General features: G+C 68.1%; 14 protein-coding genes. 10 read left to right on the top strand and 4 right to left on the bottom strand.

The window, feature by feature from the left end; genetic code table 11:
- The first annotated feature begins 56 nt into the window (after positions 1-56).
- Positions 57-3,527, top strand: a complete 3,471-nt coding sequence (gene dnaE, locus AC1ROC_RS01015; protein WP_492998895.1) for a DNA polymerase III subunit alpha — start codon at positions 57-59, stop codon at positions 3,525-3,527.
- A gap of 7 nt (positions 3,528-3,534) precedes the next feature.
- Here dnaE and AC1ROC_RS01020 read toward each other — a convergent pair whose 3' ends face one another.
- Positions 3,535-4,095 (bottom strand): flavin reductase family protein, encoded by a 561-nt coding sequence (locus tag AC1ROC_RS01020; protein WP_168689641.1) that lies wholly within the window; start codon positions 4,093-4,095, stop codon positions 3,535-3,537.
- Between the two features lie 63 nt (positions 4,096-4,158).
- Here AC1ROC_RS01020 and hisD point away from each other — a divergent pair, with 63 nt between their 5' ends.
- From hisD to AC1ROC_RS01035, 3 genes are read left to right on the top strand one after another with little or no spacing between them, the layout of a single operon-like run.
- Complete coding sequence (gene hisD, locus AC1ROC_RS01025) at positions 4,159-5,463, top strand: histidinol dehydrogenase (RefSeq protein WP_492997538.1); 1,305 nt, start codon at positions 4,159-4,161, stop codon at positions 5,461-5,463.
- Positions 5,464-5,517: 54 nt separating this feature from the next.
- Positions 5,518-6,000 (top strand): transcriptional regulator NrdR, encoded by a 483-nt coding sequence (nrdR, locus tag AC1ROC_RS01030; protein ID WP_085367944.1) that lies wholly within the window; start codon positions 5,518-5,520, stop codon positions 5,998-6,000.
- Positions 6,001-6,026: 26 nt separating this feature from the next.
- A complete protein-coding gene (locus AC1ROC_RS01035) occupies positions 6,027-7,070 on the top strand; it encodes a quinone-dependent dihydroorotate dehydrogenase (protein WP_492997541.1) in 1,044 nt (347 codons plus the stop codon).
- Here the strand turns inward: AC1ROC_RS01035 and AC1ROC_RS01040 are convergent.
- Together AC1ROC_RS01040 and AC1ROC_RS01045 are read right to left on the bottom strand one after the other, a co-directional pair.
- The gene (locus AC1ROC_RS01040) at positions 7,035-7,958 is read right to left on the bottom strand and encodes an RNase H family protein (protein WP_492997543.1); all 924 of its coding nucleotides are present in this window, start codon (positions 7,956-7,958) and stop codon (positions 7,035-7,037) included. The genes AC1ROC_RS01035 and AC1ROC_RS01040 overlap by 36 nt on opposite strands.
- A 2-nt stretch (positions 7,959-7,960) precedes the next feature.
- Entirely contained in the window at positions 7,961-8,557 is a 597-nt protein-coding gene (locus tag AC1ROC_RS01045) for a DUF3043 domain-containing protein (RefSeq protein WP_085367938.1), read from the bottom strand.
- A gap of 41 nt (positions 8,558-8,598) precedes the next feature.
- Between AC1ROC_RS01045 and AC1ROC_RS01050 the strand changes: the two genes are divergently transcribed.
- The 6 genes from AC1ROC_RS01050 to AC1ROC_RS01075 all read left to right on the top strand — a co-directional run bounded on the left by AC1ROC_RS01050 (position 8,599) and on the right by AC1ROC_RS01075 (position 14,272).
- Complete coding sequence (locus tag AC1ROC_RS01050; RefSeq protein ID WP_492997545.1) at positions 8,599-10,026, top strand: dipeptidase; 1,428 nt, start codon at positions 8,599-8,601, stop codon at positions 10,024-10,026.
- Positions 10,027-10,129: 103 nt separating this feature from the next.
- Positions 10,130-10,486, top strand: coding sequence for an iron-sulfur cluster insertion protein ErpA (gene erpA / locus AC1ROC_RS01055; protein ID WP_085367934.1), 357 nt, complete (start codon positions 10,130-10,132; stop codon positions 10,484-10,486).
- 143 nt (positions 10,487-10,629) lie between these two features.
- Positions 10,630-11,517 carry an aa3-type cytochrome oxidase subunit II gene (ctaC, locus tag AC1ROC_RS01060; protein WP_085367932.1) on the top strand — a complete coding sequence of 296 codons (888 nt, stop codon included), beginning with the start codon at positions 10,630-10,632 and terminating at the stop codon, positions 11,515-11,517.
- 11 nt (positions 11,518-11,528) lie between these two features.
- Entirely contained in the window at positions 11,529-13,280 is a 1,752-nt protein-coding gene (gene ctaD / locus AC1ROC_RS01065; RefSeq protein ID WP_085367930.1) for an aa3-type cytochrome oxidase subunit I, read from the top strand.
- 3 nt (positions 13,281-13,283) lie between these two features.
- Complete coding sequence (locus AC1ROC_RS01070) at positions 13,284-13,706, top strand: cytochrome c oxidase subunit 4 (protein WP_085367928.1); 423 nt, start codon at positions 13,284-13,286, stop codon at positions 13,704-13,706.
- Positions 13,707-13,798: 92 nt separating this feature from the next.
- A complete protein-coding gene (locus AC1ROC_RS01075) occupies positions 13,799-14,272 on the top strand; it encodes a DUF6194 family protein (protein WP_492997548.1) in 474 nt (157 codons plus the stop codon).
- Here the strand turns inward: AC1ROC_RS01075 and AC1ROC_RS01080 are convergent.
- A complete protein-coding gene (locus AC1ROC_RS01080; protein WP_492997552.1) occupies positions 14,269-15,099 on the bottom strand; it encodes a methyltransferase domain-containing protein in 831 nt (276 codons plus the stop codon). The genes AC1ROC_RS01075 and AC1ROC_RS01080 overlap by 4 nt on opposite strands.
- Positions 15,100-15,175 lie beyond the last annotated feature (76 nt).

The raw sequence follows: 15,175 nt of genomic DNA on the forward strand, positions 1-15,175 counted from the left end.
GAGAAACAGTGCCGACCGACTCCTTCGTCCATCTCCACGTCCACAGCGAGTACTCGATGCTCGACGGTGCCGCGCGCATCAAACCGCTCGTCGACGCCGCCGTTGAGCAGGGCATGCCCGCCGTCGCCGTCACCGACCACGGCAACATGTTCGGCGCCTTCGACTTCTGGCGCACCGCCACCGAGGCCGGCATCAAGCCGATCATCGGCACGGAGGCGTACCTCACGCCGGGCACGCACCGCACCGACCGCACGCGCATCCGGTGGGGCGACGGTGGCGGCGACGACGTCTCCGGCTCCGGCGCGTACACGCACATGACGATGTTCGCGGCCACCACGGAGGGGATGCACAACCTCTTCCGGATGTCGTCGCTCGCGTCCACGGAGGGCTACTACTTCAAGCCCCGCATGGACAGGGAGCTGCTGAACCGCTACTCCAAGGGCATCATCGCCACCACGGGCTGCCCGTCCGGCGAGGTGCAGACCAGGCTGCGGCTCGGCCAGTACGACGAGGCGAAGAAGGCGGCCGCCGAGTTCCGCGACATCTTCGGCAAGGAGAACTTCTTCGCCGAGATCATGGATCACGGGCTCGGCATCGAGCGCCGCATCATGGCCGACCTCATCCGGCTGGCGAAGGAGCTGGACATCCCGCTCGTCGCCACCAACGACCTGCACTACACGCACGCAGCAGACGCGAAGAGCCACGCCGCGCTGCTCTGCGTGCAGTCCGGCTCGACGCTCGACGACCCCAACCGGTTCAAGTTCGACGCCGACGAGTTCTACCTGAAGAGCGCGGAAGAGATGCGTCAGCTGTTCCGCGACCACCCCGAGGCCTGCGACAACACGCTCGCCATCGCAGAGCGCTGCGACGTGAAGTTCGACACCTCCGCCAACTACATGCCGCGCTTCCCGGTGCCGGAGGGCGAGACGGAGCAGAGCTGGTTCGTCAAGGAGGTCGAGAAGGGGCTGCACGAGCGCTACCCCGAAGGCATCACCGAGGAGGTCCGCAAGCAGGCGGACTACGAGATCGGCGTCATCTCGCAGATGGGCTTCCCCGGATACTTCCTGGTGGTCGCCGACTTCATCAACTGGTCGAAGCGCAACGGCATCAGGGTCGGCCCCGGCCGTGGCTCCGGTGCAGGCTCGATGGCGGCGTACGCCATGCGCATCACCGACCTCGACCCGCTGCGCCACGGACTGATCTTCGAGCGCTTCCTCAACCCCGACCGCGTCTCCATGCCCGACTTCGACGTCGACTTCGACGACCGGCGCCGTGGCGAGGTGATCAAGTACGTCACGGAGAAGTACGGCGAGGAGCGCGTCGCCCAGATCGTCACGTACGGCACCATCAAGGCCAAGCAGGCTCTGAAGGACTCCTCGCGCGTGCTCGGCTTCCCGTTCGGGATGGGCGACAAGCTCACCAAGGCGATGCCGCCGCCCGTGATGGGCAAGGACATCCCGCTCACCGGGATCTTCGACAAGAACCACCCGCGCTACAAGGAGGCGGTGGACATCCGGGCGGTCGTGGAGAGCGACCCGGAGGCCAAGACCGTCTTCGACACGGCCCTGGGGCTGGAGAACCTGAAGCGCCAGTGGGGTGTGCATGCGGCGGGCGTCATCATGTCGTCCGACCCGCTGATCGACATCATCCCGATCATGAAGCGCGAGCAGGACGGCCAGATCGTCACGCAGTTCGACTATCCGGCGTGCGAGTCGCTCGGGCTGATCAAGATGGACTTCCTGGGGTTGCGCAACCTCACGATCATCAACGACGCCCTCGACAACATCGAGGCCAACCGCGGAGAGAAGCTCGTCCTCGAAGACCTCGAGCTCGACGACCGCGGCGCGTACGACCTGCTCTCCCGCGGAGACACGCTCGGCGTGTTCCAGCTCGACGGCGGCCCGATGCGCTCCCTGCTCCGGCTGATGAAGCCGGACAACTTCGAGGACATCTCGGCGCTCATCGCCCTGTACCGCCCTGGGCCGATGGGCGCGAACTCGCACACGAACTACGCACTGCGCAAGAACGGCCTGCAGGAGATCACGCCGATCCATCCCGAACTGGCCGAACCGCTCGCCGAGATCCTGTCCACCAGCTATGGCCTCATCATCTATCAGGAGCAGGTGATGGCGATCGCACAGAAGGTCGCCGGCTTCTCGCTCGGCCAGGCGGACATCCTGCGCCGCGCGATGGGCAAGAAGAAGAAGTCGGAGCTGGACAAGCAGTTCGAGGGCTTCGCGGGCGGTATGCGCGACAACGGGTTCTCGATGGATGCGGTCAACAAGCTCTGGGAGATCCTGCTCCCGTTCTCCGACTACGCGTTCAACAAAGCGCACTCCGCCGCGTACGGCGTCATCTCGTACTGGACCGCGTACCTCAAGGCGCACTACCCGGCCGAGTACATGGCGGCGCTGCTGACGAGCGTCGGAGACTCCAAAGACAAGATGGCGCTCTACCTCAACGAGTGCCGCCGTATGGGCATCAAGGTGCTCCCGCCGGACGTCAACGAGTCCAACCTCTACTTCGCCGCCGTCGGCACCGACATCCGCTTCGGGATGGGCGCCGTGCGCAACGTGGGCGCGAACGTCGTCGAGGGCGTGCGGGAGGCGCGGGAGACCAAGGGCAGGTTCGACTCCTTCCACGACTTCCTCACCAAGGTGCCGATCCACGCTGCCAACAAGCGCACGGTGGAGTCGCTGATCAAGGCCGGCGCGTTCGACTCGCTCGGCCACACCAGGCGTGCGCTCGTCGAGGTGCACGAGGACGCGGTCGAGTCCGCGGTGAAGATCAAGCGCAACGAGGCGAACGGCGATGTCGGCTTCGACTTCGACAGCCTCTGGGGCGAGGACGAGCAGACGGCGTCGCAGCACCACATCCCGGATCGGCCGGAGTGGGGCAAGCGCGACAAGCTGGCGTTCGAGCGCGACATGCTCGGGCTGTACGTCTCCGACCATCCACTGGCCGGGCTGGAACTGCCGCTTGCCAAGCTGGCGAGCACGTCGATCGCCGACCTCGTCGGCTCCGACAACATCCAGGACGGCGAGACGGTCACGATCGCCGGTCTCGTCACGAGCGTGCAGCACCGCGTGGCGAAGGCCTCCGGCAACCAGTACGGGATGATCCAGGTCGAGGACTTCGGCGGCGAGCTGACCGTGATGTTCATGGGCAAGGCGTACCAGGAGTTCTCGCCGATGCTGCAGGGCGACGCGATCGTCGTGGTGCGCGGCAGGGTCAGCCTCCGCGACGACGGGATGAACCTGCACGCGTTCAGCCTGATGACGCCCGATCTCGGTCAGAGCGTCGGCACGGGGCCCCTCATGATCACGATGCCGGATCAGCGGGCCACGACGGACACGGTCACCACCCTCGCCGAGGTGCTCGCCAGGCACCCGGGCGACAACGAGGTGCGCCTGCGCCTCGTGAAGGGCCAGGTCGCGCGCGTCTTCGAGGTCCCCAAGCCGGTCACCATCAGCGCCGACCTCTACGGCGAACTGAAGGGCCTCCTCGGCCCCAACTGCCTCGTCTAGTGGCCGGTCAGGCGGTTTCGCCGGGGGTGAGGTAGCGGCGCTCGTGGTAGAGCAGGGCGGCGTCGTCGTCTCCGACCTCGCCGTCCTCGATCTGGACGACCACCACCGCGTTGTTGTGCACGGAGACGCGCTCGACGATGCGGCCGACCATCCAGCTGGTCACGTCTTTGATGATGGGGAGGCCGTGCGGGCCCGGGTACCAGTGGTCGCCGTCGAAGCGGAGCGCGTTGTCGCCCGCGAGCTTCTCGGCCACGGCACGGTTGCGCACGCCGAGCATGTGGATGACCACGCGGTCGGTCTCGGAGATGGCCGGCCAGCTCGATGCCGAGCGGGCGATGTTGAACGTCGCCAGCGGCGGCACGGCGGCCAGCGACGCGAGCGAGGTGGCCGTGAAGCCGACGGGGGTGCCGTCCTGTGCGAGAGCGGTGATGATCGCGACGCCCGCCGCATGCCGGCGGAACGACTGGCGGAACGCGGTCAGGTCGGGCGTGACATCCGGCTCGATGCGGTCGGACGGCCGCGGTGCCTGCTCGGGCGTCGGGTTCTGAGACTGCGGCGAACTATTCATACGTATACAACAAGCACGGGTGGGCTCCTGGCTATTCCGGGTTGCGGATAGTCTTGTCTGGTCATGATGCACACCATTGATCTCCGCGGAATCCAGCCTACCCGTGCCGCGTTCCAGCGCCTCGTGCCCCGTCCCGTCGTGGATGTGTCCGTCGCACTCGACGTCGCCTCCGGTCTGATCGACGACGTGAAGGCGCATGGTTCCTCCGCCCTCGCCGCCCAGGCGGAGCGGTTCGACGGGGGAGCGCCGGCGTCGATCAGGGTGCCGCAGGAGGACATCGACCGCGCGGTCGAGAACCTTCCCGCCGACGTCCGGGAGGCGCTCGAAGAGGCCATCGCCCGCGTGCGCGAGGCGACGGCGGCGCAGGTGCCCCCGGCCGCGGAGACCCGCATCGGACCGGGAGCAACGGTGGTGCAGCGCTGGCAGCCGGTCGAGCGCGCAGGGCTCTACGTTCCGGGCGGCAAGGCCGTCTACCCGTCGAGCGTCGTGATGAACGCGGTTCCTGCGCAGGTCGCCGGGGTCGCATCCATCGCTCTGGCCAGTCCTCCGCAGCGCGAGTTCGGGGGAGCGGTGCACCCGGCCATCCTCGGCGCGGCAGGGCTGCTCGGCATCGACGAGGTGTACGCGATGGGGGGAGCAGGCGCGATCGGTGCGCTCGCCTGGGGTGTCGAAGACATCGGGCTCGATCCCGTGCAGGTGATCACCGGACCGGGGAACATCTACGTCGCCGCCGCCAAGCGCGTCGTCCGCGGCCAGACCGGCATCGACTCCGAGGCGGGGACGACCGAGATCCTGGTCATCGCCGACGACACGGCGGATGCGCGGTTCGTCGCGGCCGACCTGGTCAGCCAGGCCGAGCACGACGAGGCGGCGGCCTCCCTCCTCGTCACAGACAGCCCGGCGTTCGCCGACCGCGTGGCCGCGGAGCTGGAGGCCTTCGCGTCCGCTACCAAGCACTCCGAGCGCGTGCGCACCGCGTTGTCCGGCCAGCAGTCGGCCATCGTGCTGGTCGACGACCTCGCCGCCGCCGCCGCGTTCAGCAACGCGTACGGTCCTGAGCACCTGGAGATCCAGACCGAGAACCCGGATGCGGTGCTCGCCAGGATCGAGAGCGCCGGCGCCATCTTCCTCGGCCCGCACTCCCCGGTGAGCCTCGGCGACTACCTCGCCGGCTCCAACCACGTGCTGCCCACCGGCGGACAGGCGCGCTTCTCGTCCGGACTCGGTGCGTACTCGTTCCTGCGCCCGCAGCAGGTCATCCGCTACGACCGGCCTGCCCTGCAGCAGGTCGCCGACCGCATCGTCGCCCTGTCCGGCGCCGAGGATCTGCCCGCCCACGGCGAGGCCGTGACCGCGCGTTTCCTCTAGAGCACCGCAGCATCCCCCGGATGGGGTCTGCCGGACGGTAGAATCGGTGTCACCATGTTCTGCCCTTTCTGCCGCCACCCGGATTCCCGTGTCATCGACTCCCGCACGAGCGACGACGGCCTCTCGATCCGTCGGCGCCGGCAGTGCCCGGAGTGCGGCCGGCGCTTCTCCACCACGGAGACGGCGAGCCTCAGCGTGATCAAGCGCAGCGGGGTCGCCGAGCCGTTCAGCAGGGAGAAGATCGTGCTGGGCGTCCGCAAGGCGTGCCAGGGCCGTCCGGTGACAGACTCCGACCTCGCCGTGCTGGCGCAGAAGGTGGAGGAGACCATCCGCTCCACCGGTGCGTCGCAGATCGAGGCGAACGACATCGGTCTCGCGATCCTCCCTCCGCTCCGCGAGCTGGACGAGGTCGCCTACCTGCGGTTCGCGAGCGTCTACCAGGGCTTCGACTCCCTCGACGACTTCGACGACGCCATCCAGCAGCTGCGCATCGAGCACCACGGCGCACCGGTGGATGCGCAGGCGGGCACAGCCTGACCCACGCCCGGTATCCTCGTACAGGCATGTATCGCACACTCTTCTCCCTCGTCCTGTCGAAGCTCGATCCCGAACGCGCGCACCACCTGGCGTTCCTGGTCATCCGAGCCCTCCCTGTGCTCGGTCTTGGCCGCCTCGTGCGCCGGTTCACCGCGCCGGACCCGTCGCTCGCCGTCGAGGCGCTCGGACTGCGGTTCGACTCGCCGTTCGGCGTCGCCGCCGGGTTCGACAAGAACGGCGAGGCCGTGATCGGGCTCGGTCAGCTGGGCTTCGGCCACGTCGAGGTGGGCACCATCACCGCCATCGCGCAGCCGGGCAACGACAAGCCGCGCCTGTTCCGTCTCATCCCGGACCGCGCCGTCATCAACCGGATGGGCTTCAACAATCAGGGCGCCGCCGTCGCGGCCAACCGTCTGCTCGGCGTCGTGCGCAGCAGCCGCCGCCCGGTGCTCGGCGTGAACATCGGCAAGAGCAGGGTCGTCGCCGTCGAGGATGCGACCGCGGACTACCTGACCAGCGCCCGCGCACTCTCTCCGGTCGCCGACTACCTCGTCGTCAACGTCAGCTCACCCAACACGCCCGGCCTCCGCGGACTGCAGGAGCTGGAGCTCCTCTCCCCGCTGCTCGCGGCCGTGAAGGAGGTGGCGGGGCAGAAGCCGCTGCTGGTCAAGATCGCGCCGGACCTCACCGACGAGCAGGTCGTGAAGATCGCCGGCCTCGTCGTCGAGTTGGGCCTCGCCGGCATCATCGCCACCAACACGACCATCTCGCGCGAGGGTCTGCTCACCGATCCGGCCGTCGTCGAGGCCGCGGGAGCGGGAGGCCTCTCCGGCGCCCCGCTCGCCGACCGGTCGCTCGAAGTCCTCCGGCTGATCCGCGCGAACGTCCCGGCCGACCTGTGCGTCATCTCGGTGGGCGGCGTCGAGTCCGCCGCCGACGTGCAGGCGCGACTGGATGCCGGCGCCACCCTGGTGCAGGGATACACCGCGTTCCTCTACCTCGGCCCGCTGTGGGCGAGGCAGATCAACCGCGGGCTACTCCGCCTCCGGCGTCCCCTGGTGGAAGCGTAGCCGCCAGCGGCCGTTGACCCGCAGCCACAGCGAGCTGCGGAGCGAGCTGCCACGCGCATCCACGGTGCGGGCGGTGAGCAGGATGATCTCGGGGGAGAGCGCCTCGGTGCCGAGCAGCTCGAAACCCGCTGCGGACTCGTCGGTCTCCGCCGACAGCTCCTGCACGATGGCGTCGCGCCCCCAGAGGCGTCCCGAGCGGCCGATCTCCTCGAAGTCGGGGTGCAGCAGTGCCGCAACGCGCGAGGCGTCCGCGCGCACGGCCGGATCGAGCAGTTCCTGCTCCAGCCGGGCGACGACCTCTGCGTCGGTCTCCGCGGGCGCCAGGTCGGCGAACAGGTCGAGCTCGACGCTCTCCTGAGCCGGGCCGCCGGTCGCAGTCCCGGTCGCCTCGATGACCTCTCCCGTCGCCTCGTCCGTGCGCGAACGGCCGGGCCAGCCCGGTCCGATCGGGATGGGGTCGCCCTTCTGGTACGCCGTCGCGACCGCGCGGGCGCGCACGTCGGCCGCCTCGTTCAGCGCGTGACCGGCGTGGCCCTTGACCCACTCGAAGGTGTACCGGCGACCCTGCACAGCGCGGTCCAGCCGCTCCAGCAGTTCGCGGTTGAGCACGGGGGAGCCGTCGGCCTTGCGCCAGCCCTTTCGCTTCCAGCCGGGCATCCACTTGGTGACGGCGTTGATGACGTACTGGCTGTCGCACAGGATGCGCAGGTCTTCATCGAGGTGCGCCGTGGAGTCGAGCAGGTCGATCACGGCCATCAGCTCGCCCTGGTTGTTCGTGCCGTGCGGCCATCCGCCGGCCGCCCAGGTGGTGTCGTCGACGTACCACGCCCACCCTGCCGGACCCGGATTGCCTAGTGCGGAGCCGTCCGCCGCTGCGACGATCGTCACGGTCAGCTGGGGTACTGGCCGCGCTTGACCTGCGGCTTCGGCAGGCGCATGACGCGCAGCTGCAGAGCACGCATGGCCGCGTACCAGCGCACGCCGCGCTCGACCTTGCTCTCTCCGAACTTCTCGCGCAGGCGCTTGCGCACCAGCATGCCGAGCACGAAGCAGTCGATCACGGCGATGGCGAAGAACGCCCAGAGCGCGAGCAGGCCGTAGACCTGGAAGTACCCGGGAAGGAAGGAGAGCACGATCACGAGCAGCATGACCGGGATGAGGTATTCGCCGATGCTGAAACGCGCATCCACGTAGTCGCGCACGTAGCGTCGCTGCGGTCCGCGGTCGCGCGCGGTGAGGTAGCGGTCGTCGCCGGCGGCCATGCCGACGCGTGCCTTCTCGCGGGCCTCGGCGGTCTTCGCGCGGGCCTGGCGGGCGGCCTCCTTGCGGTCCTCGGGCACCAGGGGGCGCTTGCGGGCGGCCTCCTGCTCACGGCGGGTCGGGGTCGGGGCGCCCTTGCCCTGCCTCAGACGCTCTTCCGTCTCTTCTGCGGTCTCGACGGCCGGGGCTTCTGCCTTGGTCGCCTGCGGGTTCTCTCGTTTTGCCAACGTCAAGCCTTCGATAGTGGGGTCCGCTTAAGATTACCGTCATGACGAACGGACAGCAGACCCCGCCCACCGAACCCACAGCAGCGGAGGAGGCGGTGCGCTCCAGCGTGGAGGCCGCCCTGCCGTCGACCGTCGCCGACCTGGCGGCGCTCGTGCGCATCCCGTCGGTGTCCTGGTCGGCGTTCGACCCGGCGAACGTCGCGGCCAGCGCCGACGCCGTCGCGACGCTGCTGCGCGACACGGGGGCGTTCGAGAGCGTCGAGATCAAGCGCGCGCCGATCGGAGACGGCGAGGAGTCCGGCCAGCCCGCCGTGCTCGCCACCCGGGCGGCGAAGAACGGCCGCCCGACCGTGCTGCTCTACGCCCACCACGACGTGCAGCCGCAGGGCAAGGACGAGGACTGGAACACGCCGCCGTTCGAGCCGACCGTGCGCGGAGACCGGATGTACGGCCGCGGGGCGGCGGACGACAAGGCGGGCGTGATGGCGCACGTCGCGAGCGTGCGGGCGCTGGTGGATGCGCTCGGGAACGACTTCGACCTCGGCCTCGCGGTGTTCATCGAGGGGGAGGAGGAGTTCGGCTCCCGCTCCTTCGCGAACTTCCTGGAGCAGAACAAGGCGGCGCTCGAAGCAGACGTGATCGTGGTCGCCGACTCGGACAACGTCGACGTCGACACTCCCGCGCTCACCGTGTCGTTGCGCGGCAATGTGACCTTCCGGCTCACCGTCTCCACGCTCGAGCACGCGTCGCACTCCGGCATGTACGGGGGAGCAGCACCGGATGCGATGCTCGCCATGGTCAAGCTGCTCGCCACCCTGCACGACGACAACGGCTCGGTGGCCGTCGACGGCTTCACCGCCAGGACGGACGCGGCGGAGCCGCCCGCCCTCAGCGAGGAGCAGTTCCGCGAGGAGGCGGCGCTGCTCGACGGCGTGACGCCGATCGGCACCGGTCCCATCCTGTCCAGGATGTGGTCGCAGCCGACCATCACGGTCACCGGCATCGACGCTCCGAGCGTCGCCAACGCATCCAACACCCTGCTGCCGAGCGTCTCCGTGCGGATCAGCGCGCGCGTGGCTCCCGGCCAGCCGGCCGCGGATGCGTACGCGGCCCTGGAGCGCCACCTGCGCGCCAACGCGCCGTTCGGGGCGCACGTCGCCATCGACGACGTCGACACCGGGGAGGCGTTCCTGGTCGACACGAACGGCTGGGCGGCGACGGAGGCCAAGCGGGCGATGACGGACGCCTGGGGCAAGGACGCGGTCGAGACCGGCATCGGAGGGTCCATCCCGTTCATCGCCGACCTGGTCCGCGAGTTCCCGGAGGCGCAGATCCTGGTCACCGGCGTCGAAGACCCCGACTCCCGTGCGCACAGCCCGAACGAGTCCCTGCACCTCGGCGTCTTCAAGCGCGCGATCCTCGCCGAGGCCCTGCTCCTCGCGCGGCTCGACGGGCGCACGGAGGCGTAGTCGCGCCGATTGCGGAATGCGCGGGGCGATTTCCCGGTTTTCCGACGTAGAATCGTCCCAGATTTCGTCCAGAAGTCCGAACAAGACCCGTAAGAGGAGTCCCATGACCGACACAACGCTGACCGAGACGAAGGCGCACGGCGTCGGGCTGTCCGATGCCGCGGCGAGCAAGGTCAGGAGCCTGCTCGAGCAGGAGGGCCGCGACGACCTGCGTCTGCGCGTCGCCGTCCAGCCCGGTGGATGCTCCGGCCTGATCTACCAGCTCTACTTCGACGAGCGCATGCTCGACGGCGACGCGACCGTCGACTTCGACGGCGTCGAGGTCATCGTCGACAAGATGAGCGTCCCGTACCTGGATGGCGCGTCCATCGACTTCGAGGACACCATCCAGAAGCAGGGCTTCACGATCGACAACCCCAACGCATCCGGTTCGTGCGCCTGTGGAGACTCGTTCCACTGAGTCGCTATAACACACGAAAAGGTTGAGGGCCGCCCCATCGGGGCGGCCCTTTCTGTTCAAATCGGCGCGTGCGGCGGAGTAGGGTGGATACAGCCAAATACAGTTACGTGTGAACTGTCCATGAGTCACTCGAAAGGTCACCGGTGCGTCACAATCGCCGTCTCCGATGGGCTGCCATCCCGATCGCAGCGACGCTCGTCGTCGTTCTTGCGGGATGCACGCAGGCACAGCTGAACGGATTCCTTCCCGGATTCGTCGAGGGTAAGGAGCCCGTCACCAACCACACCGAGCGCATCAGCGGTCTGTGGGTGACGAGCTGGATCGTCCTCCTCATCGTGGGCGTGATCGTCTGGGGTCTCATCGTCTGGGCGGTCATCGTGTACCGCCGCCGTACGGGTCAGACCGGTCTCCCGGTCCAGATGCGCTACAACATGCCGATCGAGATCTTCTACACGATCGTCCCGCTGATCCTCGTCCTCGGCTTCTTCGCCTTCACGGCGAGGGACCAGAACGCGATCGAGCAGCCGTACGCCAAGCCGGACCTCAAGATCCAGGTCTACGCCAAGCAGTGGGCGTGGGACTTCAACTACGTGAGCGACAACGTCTACGACCCGGGCATCCAGGTGCAGCCGGACGACGCGAGCGCCACCCCCGGTTCCGTGCAGGAGGGCGAGATCCCCACCCTGTACCTGCCCGAGGGCAAGAAGATCACGATCCAGCTCGACTCGCGCGACGTGATCCACTCGTTCTGGGTTCCCGCGATGCTCTACAAGAAAGACATCATCCCGGGCAAGACCAACTACATGTACTTCGAGACGACCGGCCGCACCGGCACCTTCGTCGGAAAGTGCGCCGAGCTCTGCGGCGAGTACCACTCTGCGATGCTCTTCAACGTGAAGATCGTTCCGCAGGACGTGTACGACGCCCACATCAAGAGCCTCCGCGACAAGGGCTTCGAGGGCCAGCTGGGCTCCGAGTACGACCGTAATCAGAACCTGCCCGGAACGGGCGCTCCCAAGGGTAACGAGTAGGGCATCCACGAATGACGACGACAGCACCGGCCCCAGCGGCCACCACGGCGCCGGCACCGAAGGCCAATCCGGCCCTCGGCGCCAACCAGGTGGAGCGCAAGGGCAACATCCTCGTGAACTACATCACGTCGACCGACCACAAGACGATCGGGTACATGTACCTGATCTCGTCGTTCATCTACTTCCTCATCGGCGGTGTGATGGCGCTCATCATCCGTGCTCAGCTGTTCGAGCCCGGACTGGAGGTCGTGCAGACCAAGGAGCAGTACAACCAGCTCTTCACCATGCACGGCACGATCATGCTGCTCATGTTCGCGACGCCGCTGTTCGCCGGCTTCGCCAACGTGCTCATGCCGCTGCAGATCGGTGCTCCTGACGTCGCCTTCCCGCGTCTGAACGCGCTGGCGTACTGGTTCTACTCCTTCGGATCGCTGATCGCGGTCGCCGGCTTCCTCACCCCGCAGGGTGCGGCATCGTTCGGCTGGTTCGCATACGCGCCACTATCGAGTACCACGTTCTCACCAGGCATCGGCGGCAACTTGTGGGTGGTCGGCCTCGGTCTGTCCGGCTTCGGAACGATCCTCGGCGCCGTGAACTTCATTACCACCATCATCACGATGCGCGCCCCCGGCATGACCATGTTCCGCATGCCGATCTTCACCTGGAACACGCTGGTCACCTCGATCCTCGTGCTGATGGCCTTCCCGGTGCTCGCCGCCGCCATGTTCGCCCTCGCGGCCGACCGTGTCTTCGACGCGCACATCTACGACGCGGCCAACGGCGGAGCCCTGCTCTGGCAGCACCTGTTCTGGTTCTTCGGTCACCCGGAGGTCTACATCATCGCGCTGCCGTTCTTCGGCATCGTGTCCGAGATCTTCCCGGTGTTCAGCCGCAAGCCGATCTTCGGATACAAGACCCTCATCTACGCGACGATCGCCATCGCGGCCCTGTCCGTCACCGTGTGGGCGCACCACATGTACGTGACCGGCTCGGTCCTGCTGCCCTGGTTCTCGCTGATGACGATGCTCATCGCGGTGCCGACCGGCGTGAAGATCTTCAACTGGATCGGCACCATGTGGCGTGGCTCGCTCACGTTCGAGTCTCCGATGCTGTGGTCGATCGGCTTCCTGATCACCTTCACGTTCGGTGGTCTGACGGGTGTCATCCTGGCGTCCCCGCCGCTCGACTTCCACGTGTCCGACACGTACTTCGTCGTCGCGCACTTCCACTACGTGGTCTTCGGCACCGTCGTGTTCGCGATGTTCGCCGGCTTCTACTTCTGGTGGCCGAAGTGGACGGGCAAGATGCTCAACGACCGCCTCGGCAAGTGGCACTTCTGGCTGCTGTTCATCGGCTTCCACACCACGTTCCTCGTGCAGCACTGGCTGGGTGTCGTCGGCATGCCGCGTCGGTACGCCACGTACCTGCCGTCCGACGGCTTCACCTGGATGAACCAGCTGTCGTCCATCGGCGCCGGAATCCTGGCCGTCTCGATGATCCCGTTCTTCGTGAACGTGTACCTCACGGCGCGCAATGCGCCCAAGGTCACGGTCAACGACCCGTGGGGCTACGGCCGCTCGCTCGAGTGGGCCACCAGCTGCCCGCCGCCTCGCCACAACTTCACGTCGATCCCCCGCATCCGTTCGGAGTCTCCCGCGTTCGACCTGAACCACCCGGAGGCCGGCATCCCGATCGGTGTCGGCGGTGCGAAGGATGCTCCTGACGCCCCCGTGCTCGACATCGCGAACAACGAGGTGAAGTAACCCATGAGAGCCAACGCGATCCTCTTCTGGATTCTGTCGATCTTCTTCCTGCTCTCCGCCATCGTGTACACGGTGTGGAGCCTGCTCGACCCGATGCACATGAAGGTCGAGTGGGTCGGCACCGTCGCGCTGCTGCTGAGCGCGATCCTGGCCGCCTTCATCGCCTTCTACGTCGGCCGCTCGCACGCCTCGCAGGGCGGTGAGCTCCCGGAGGACCGCCTCGATGCCAACATCGACGACGGCGACCCGGAGCTCGGACACTTCAGCCCGTGGAGCTGGTGGCCGGTGGCCCTCGCCTTCGGCGCCGGTCTCGTGATGCTCGGCCTCGCGGTCGGCTTCTGGATCTGCTTCATCGGTGTGGCCTTCGCGCTGATCTGCATCGTCGGCTGGACTTACGAGTACTACCGCGGATACTTCGCGCGCTGATTCATCGGCACGCGCCGGCACGCACGGAGCGCCGCATCCCGTTCGGGGTGCGGCGCTTTCGCGTTCCCGGAGGGACGCGCGAGACTGGGAGCATGAGCATGGACCTGATCCTCACCGAACTCCGGAGTCTGCCCGGGGTGCTGGAGCTGGCGCCGCAACCGGGCAGCGAGCATCCGGAGCTGTCCTGGGGCGATTACTTCTTCTACTACGCCCCGGATGGCGCGGTGCCGCAGAACAGGCAGCCGTACGCCACCATCGTCACGAAGGACTACCCGGACGACACCGCCTCCCGGCTGTCCGAGCCTGATCGGTGGAGGCTGAACATCCACACGGGGCCGCGCCTGTTCACCGAGCTCGTGGGTTCCGCGCCGGAGGACATCGACGCCGAGACGGTCGACTATGGCGAGACCGACGTGTTCCTGCCGCATCCGCTGTACGGCGCATACGGCTGGGTCGCGGTGGTGAACCCGGGGGAGCGCACGACGGCGCGCGCCATCGCCGCACTCCGGGATGCGCACGACGCCGACCGGCAGCGCGTCGAGCGCCGCCGGGCAAGCGGCAGCTAGCGGCGGCTAGCGTCGCGTGAAGCGGAGACGTCGACGGAGAGGGTCGCCGTCTCCACGTCCTCGACGGGGGAAGCGCTCCCGTGGTGTGCGGAGGGTCCCATGCCGACCAGCGCCGCGCGCAGAACGTCGTCGAGTGTCAGGGCCTGGGCCACGTGTTCGCGCGTCTGGAGGGCGAACAGGGGCTCCGCGGACGCGATCAGGTCGTCCGCCTTGTCGGCGGGAACGTCGAGCATGGCGCCGGTGGCGCGCAGCTCGGCCAGGTGATCGGCCCGGGGCACCACGACGACGAGCGTGCCGCCCGGCCGGAGCACCCGGTGGAACTCGGGCAGGTTGCGCGGGGCGAACACGTCGAGCACCGTGTCGGCCGCGCCGGTGCGCACCGGGAGCGGCTGCCAGGTGTCGGCGACCAGTCCGTCGATCCGGTCGGAGCTGCGGGCGGCACGGGCGACGGCGGCGGGGGAGAGGTCCATCGCGAGCCCGTGCGCCTCCGGATGCTCGGCCAGCGCTGCCCGGAGGTAGTAGCCGGTGCCCGCTCCGGCGTCGAGGATGCGGGGGCCGGTCGACGCGCGCGCCACCGCGGCGGCGACTGCGGCGTACGTGTCGCTCTCGAGCACCGCATCCCGGGCGTCGAGCATGGCGGCACTGTCGCCCTGCACCTTGGTTTCCGCGGGCAGGAGCGTCACGTAGCCGCGTTTGTTCACGTCGAAGCTATGAGCACGCACGCAGGCGAGCCTGAGGCGTCCAGCGGGCTCCAGCGGCTCCGCGCAGACCGTACAGCGCAGCCAGCCCGCCAGCCGGGACAGCGGATCGCCGTCGGTCGTGCTCATTCTCGGCCTCTCGTCTGGATGCGCGAAAGCGCCGGCGCGAAGATCGCGGCCGGCGCTTTCACGTCGGGGGAGCTGC

The organism is Leifsonia sp. GW821-FHT13C05 (assembly GCF_058806515.1).

What these genes read in the sequence shown, in the direction of transcription:
- dnaE (WP_492998895.1), top strand. Translation starts at nt 57, where the DNA reads ATGCTCGACGGTGCCGCGCGCATCAAACCGCTCGTCGACGCCGCCGTT.
- AC1ROC_RS01020 (WP_168689641.1), bottom strand. Translation starts at nt 4,095, where the DNA reads ATGAATAGTTCGCCGCAGTCTCAGAACCCGACGCCCGAGCAGGCACCG.
- hisD (WP_492997538.1), top strand. Translation starts at nt 4,159, where the DNA reads ATGATGCACACCATTGATCTCCGCGGAATCCAGCCTACCCGTGCCGCG.
- nrdR (WP_085367944.1), top strand. Translation starts at nt 5,518, where the DNA reads ATGTTCTGCCCTTTCTGCCGCCACCCGGATTCCCGTGTCATCGACTCC.
- AC1ROC_RS01035 (WP_492997541.1), top strand. Translation starts at nt 6,027, where the DNA reads ATGTATCGCACACTCTTCTCCCTCGTCCTGTCGAAGCTCGATCCCGAA.
- AC1ROC_RS01050 (WP_492997545.1), top strand. Translation starts at nt 8,599, where the DNA reads ATGACGAACGGACAGCAGACCCCGCCCACCGAACCCACAGCAGCGGAG.
- erpA (WP_085367934.1), top strand. Translation starts at nt 10,130, where the DNA reads ATGACCGACACAACGCTGACCGAGACGAAGGCGCACGGCGTCGGGCTG.
- ctaD (WP_085367930.1), top strand. Translation starts at nt 11,529, where the DNA reads ATGACGACGACAGCACCGGCCCCAGCGGCCACCACGGCGCCGGCACCG.
- AC1ROC_RS01070 (WP_085367928.1), top strand. Translation starts at nt 13,284, where the DNA reads ATGAGAGCCAACGCGATCCTCTTCTGGATTCTGTCGATCTTCTTCCTG.
- AC1ROC_RS01075 (WP_492997548.1), top strand. Translation starts at nt 13,799, where the DNA reads ATGAGCATGGACCTGATCCTCACCGAACTCCGGAGTCTGCCCGGGGTG.
- AC1ROC_RS01080 (WP_492997552.1), bottom strand. Translation starts at nt 15,099, where the DNA reads ATGAGCACGACCGACGGCGATCCGCTGTCCCGGCTGGCGGGCTGGCTG.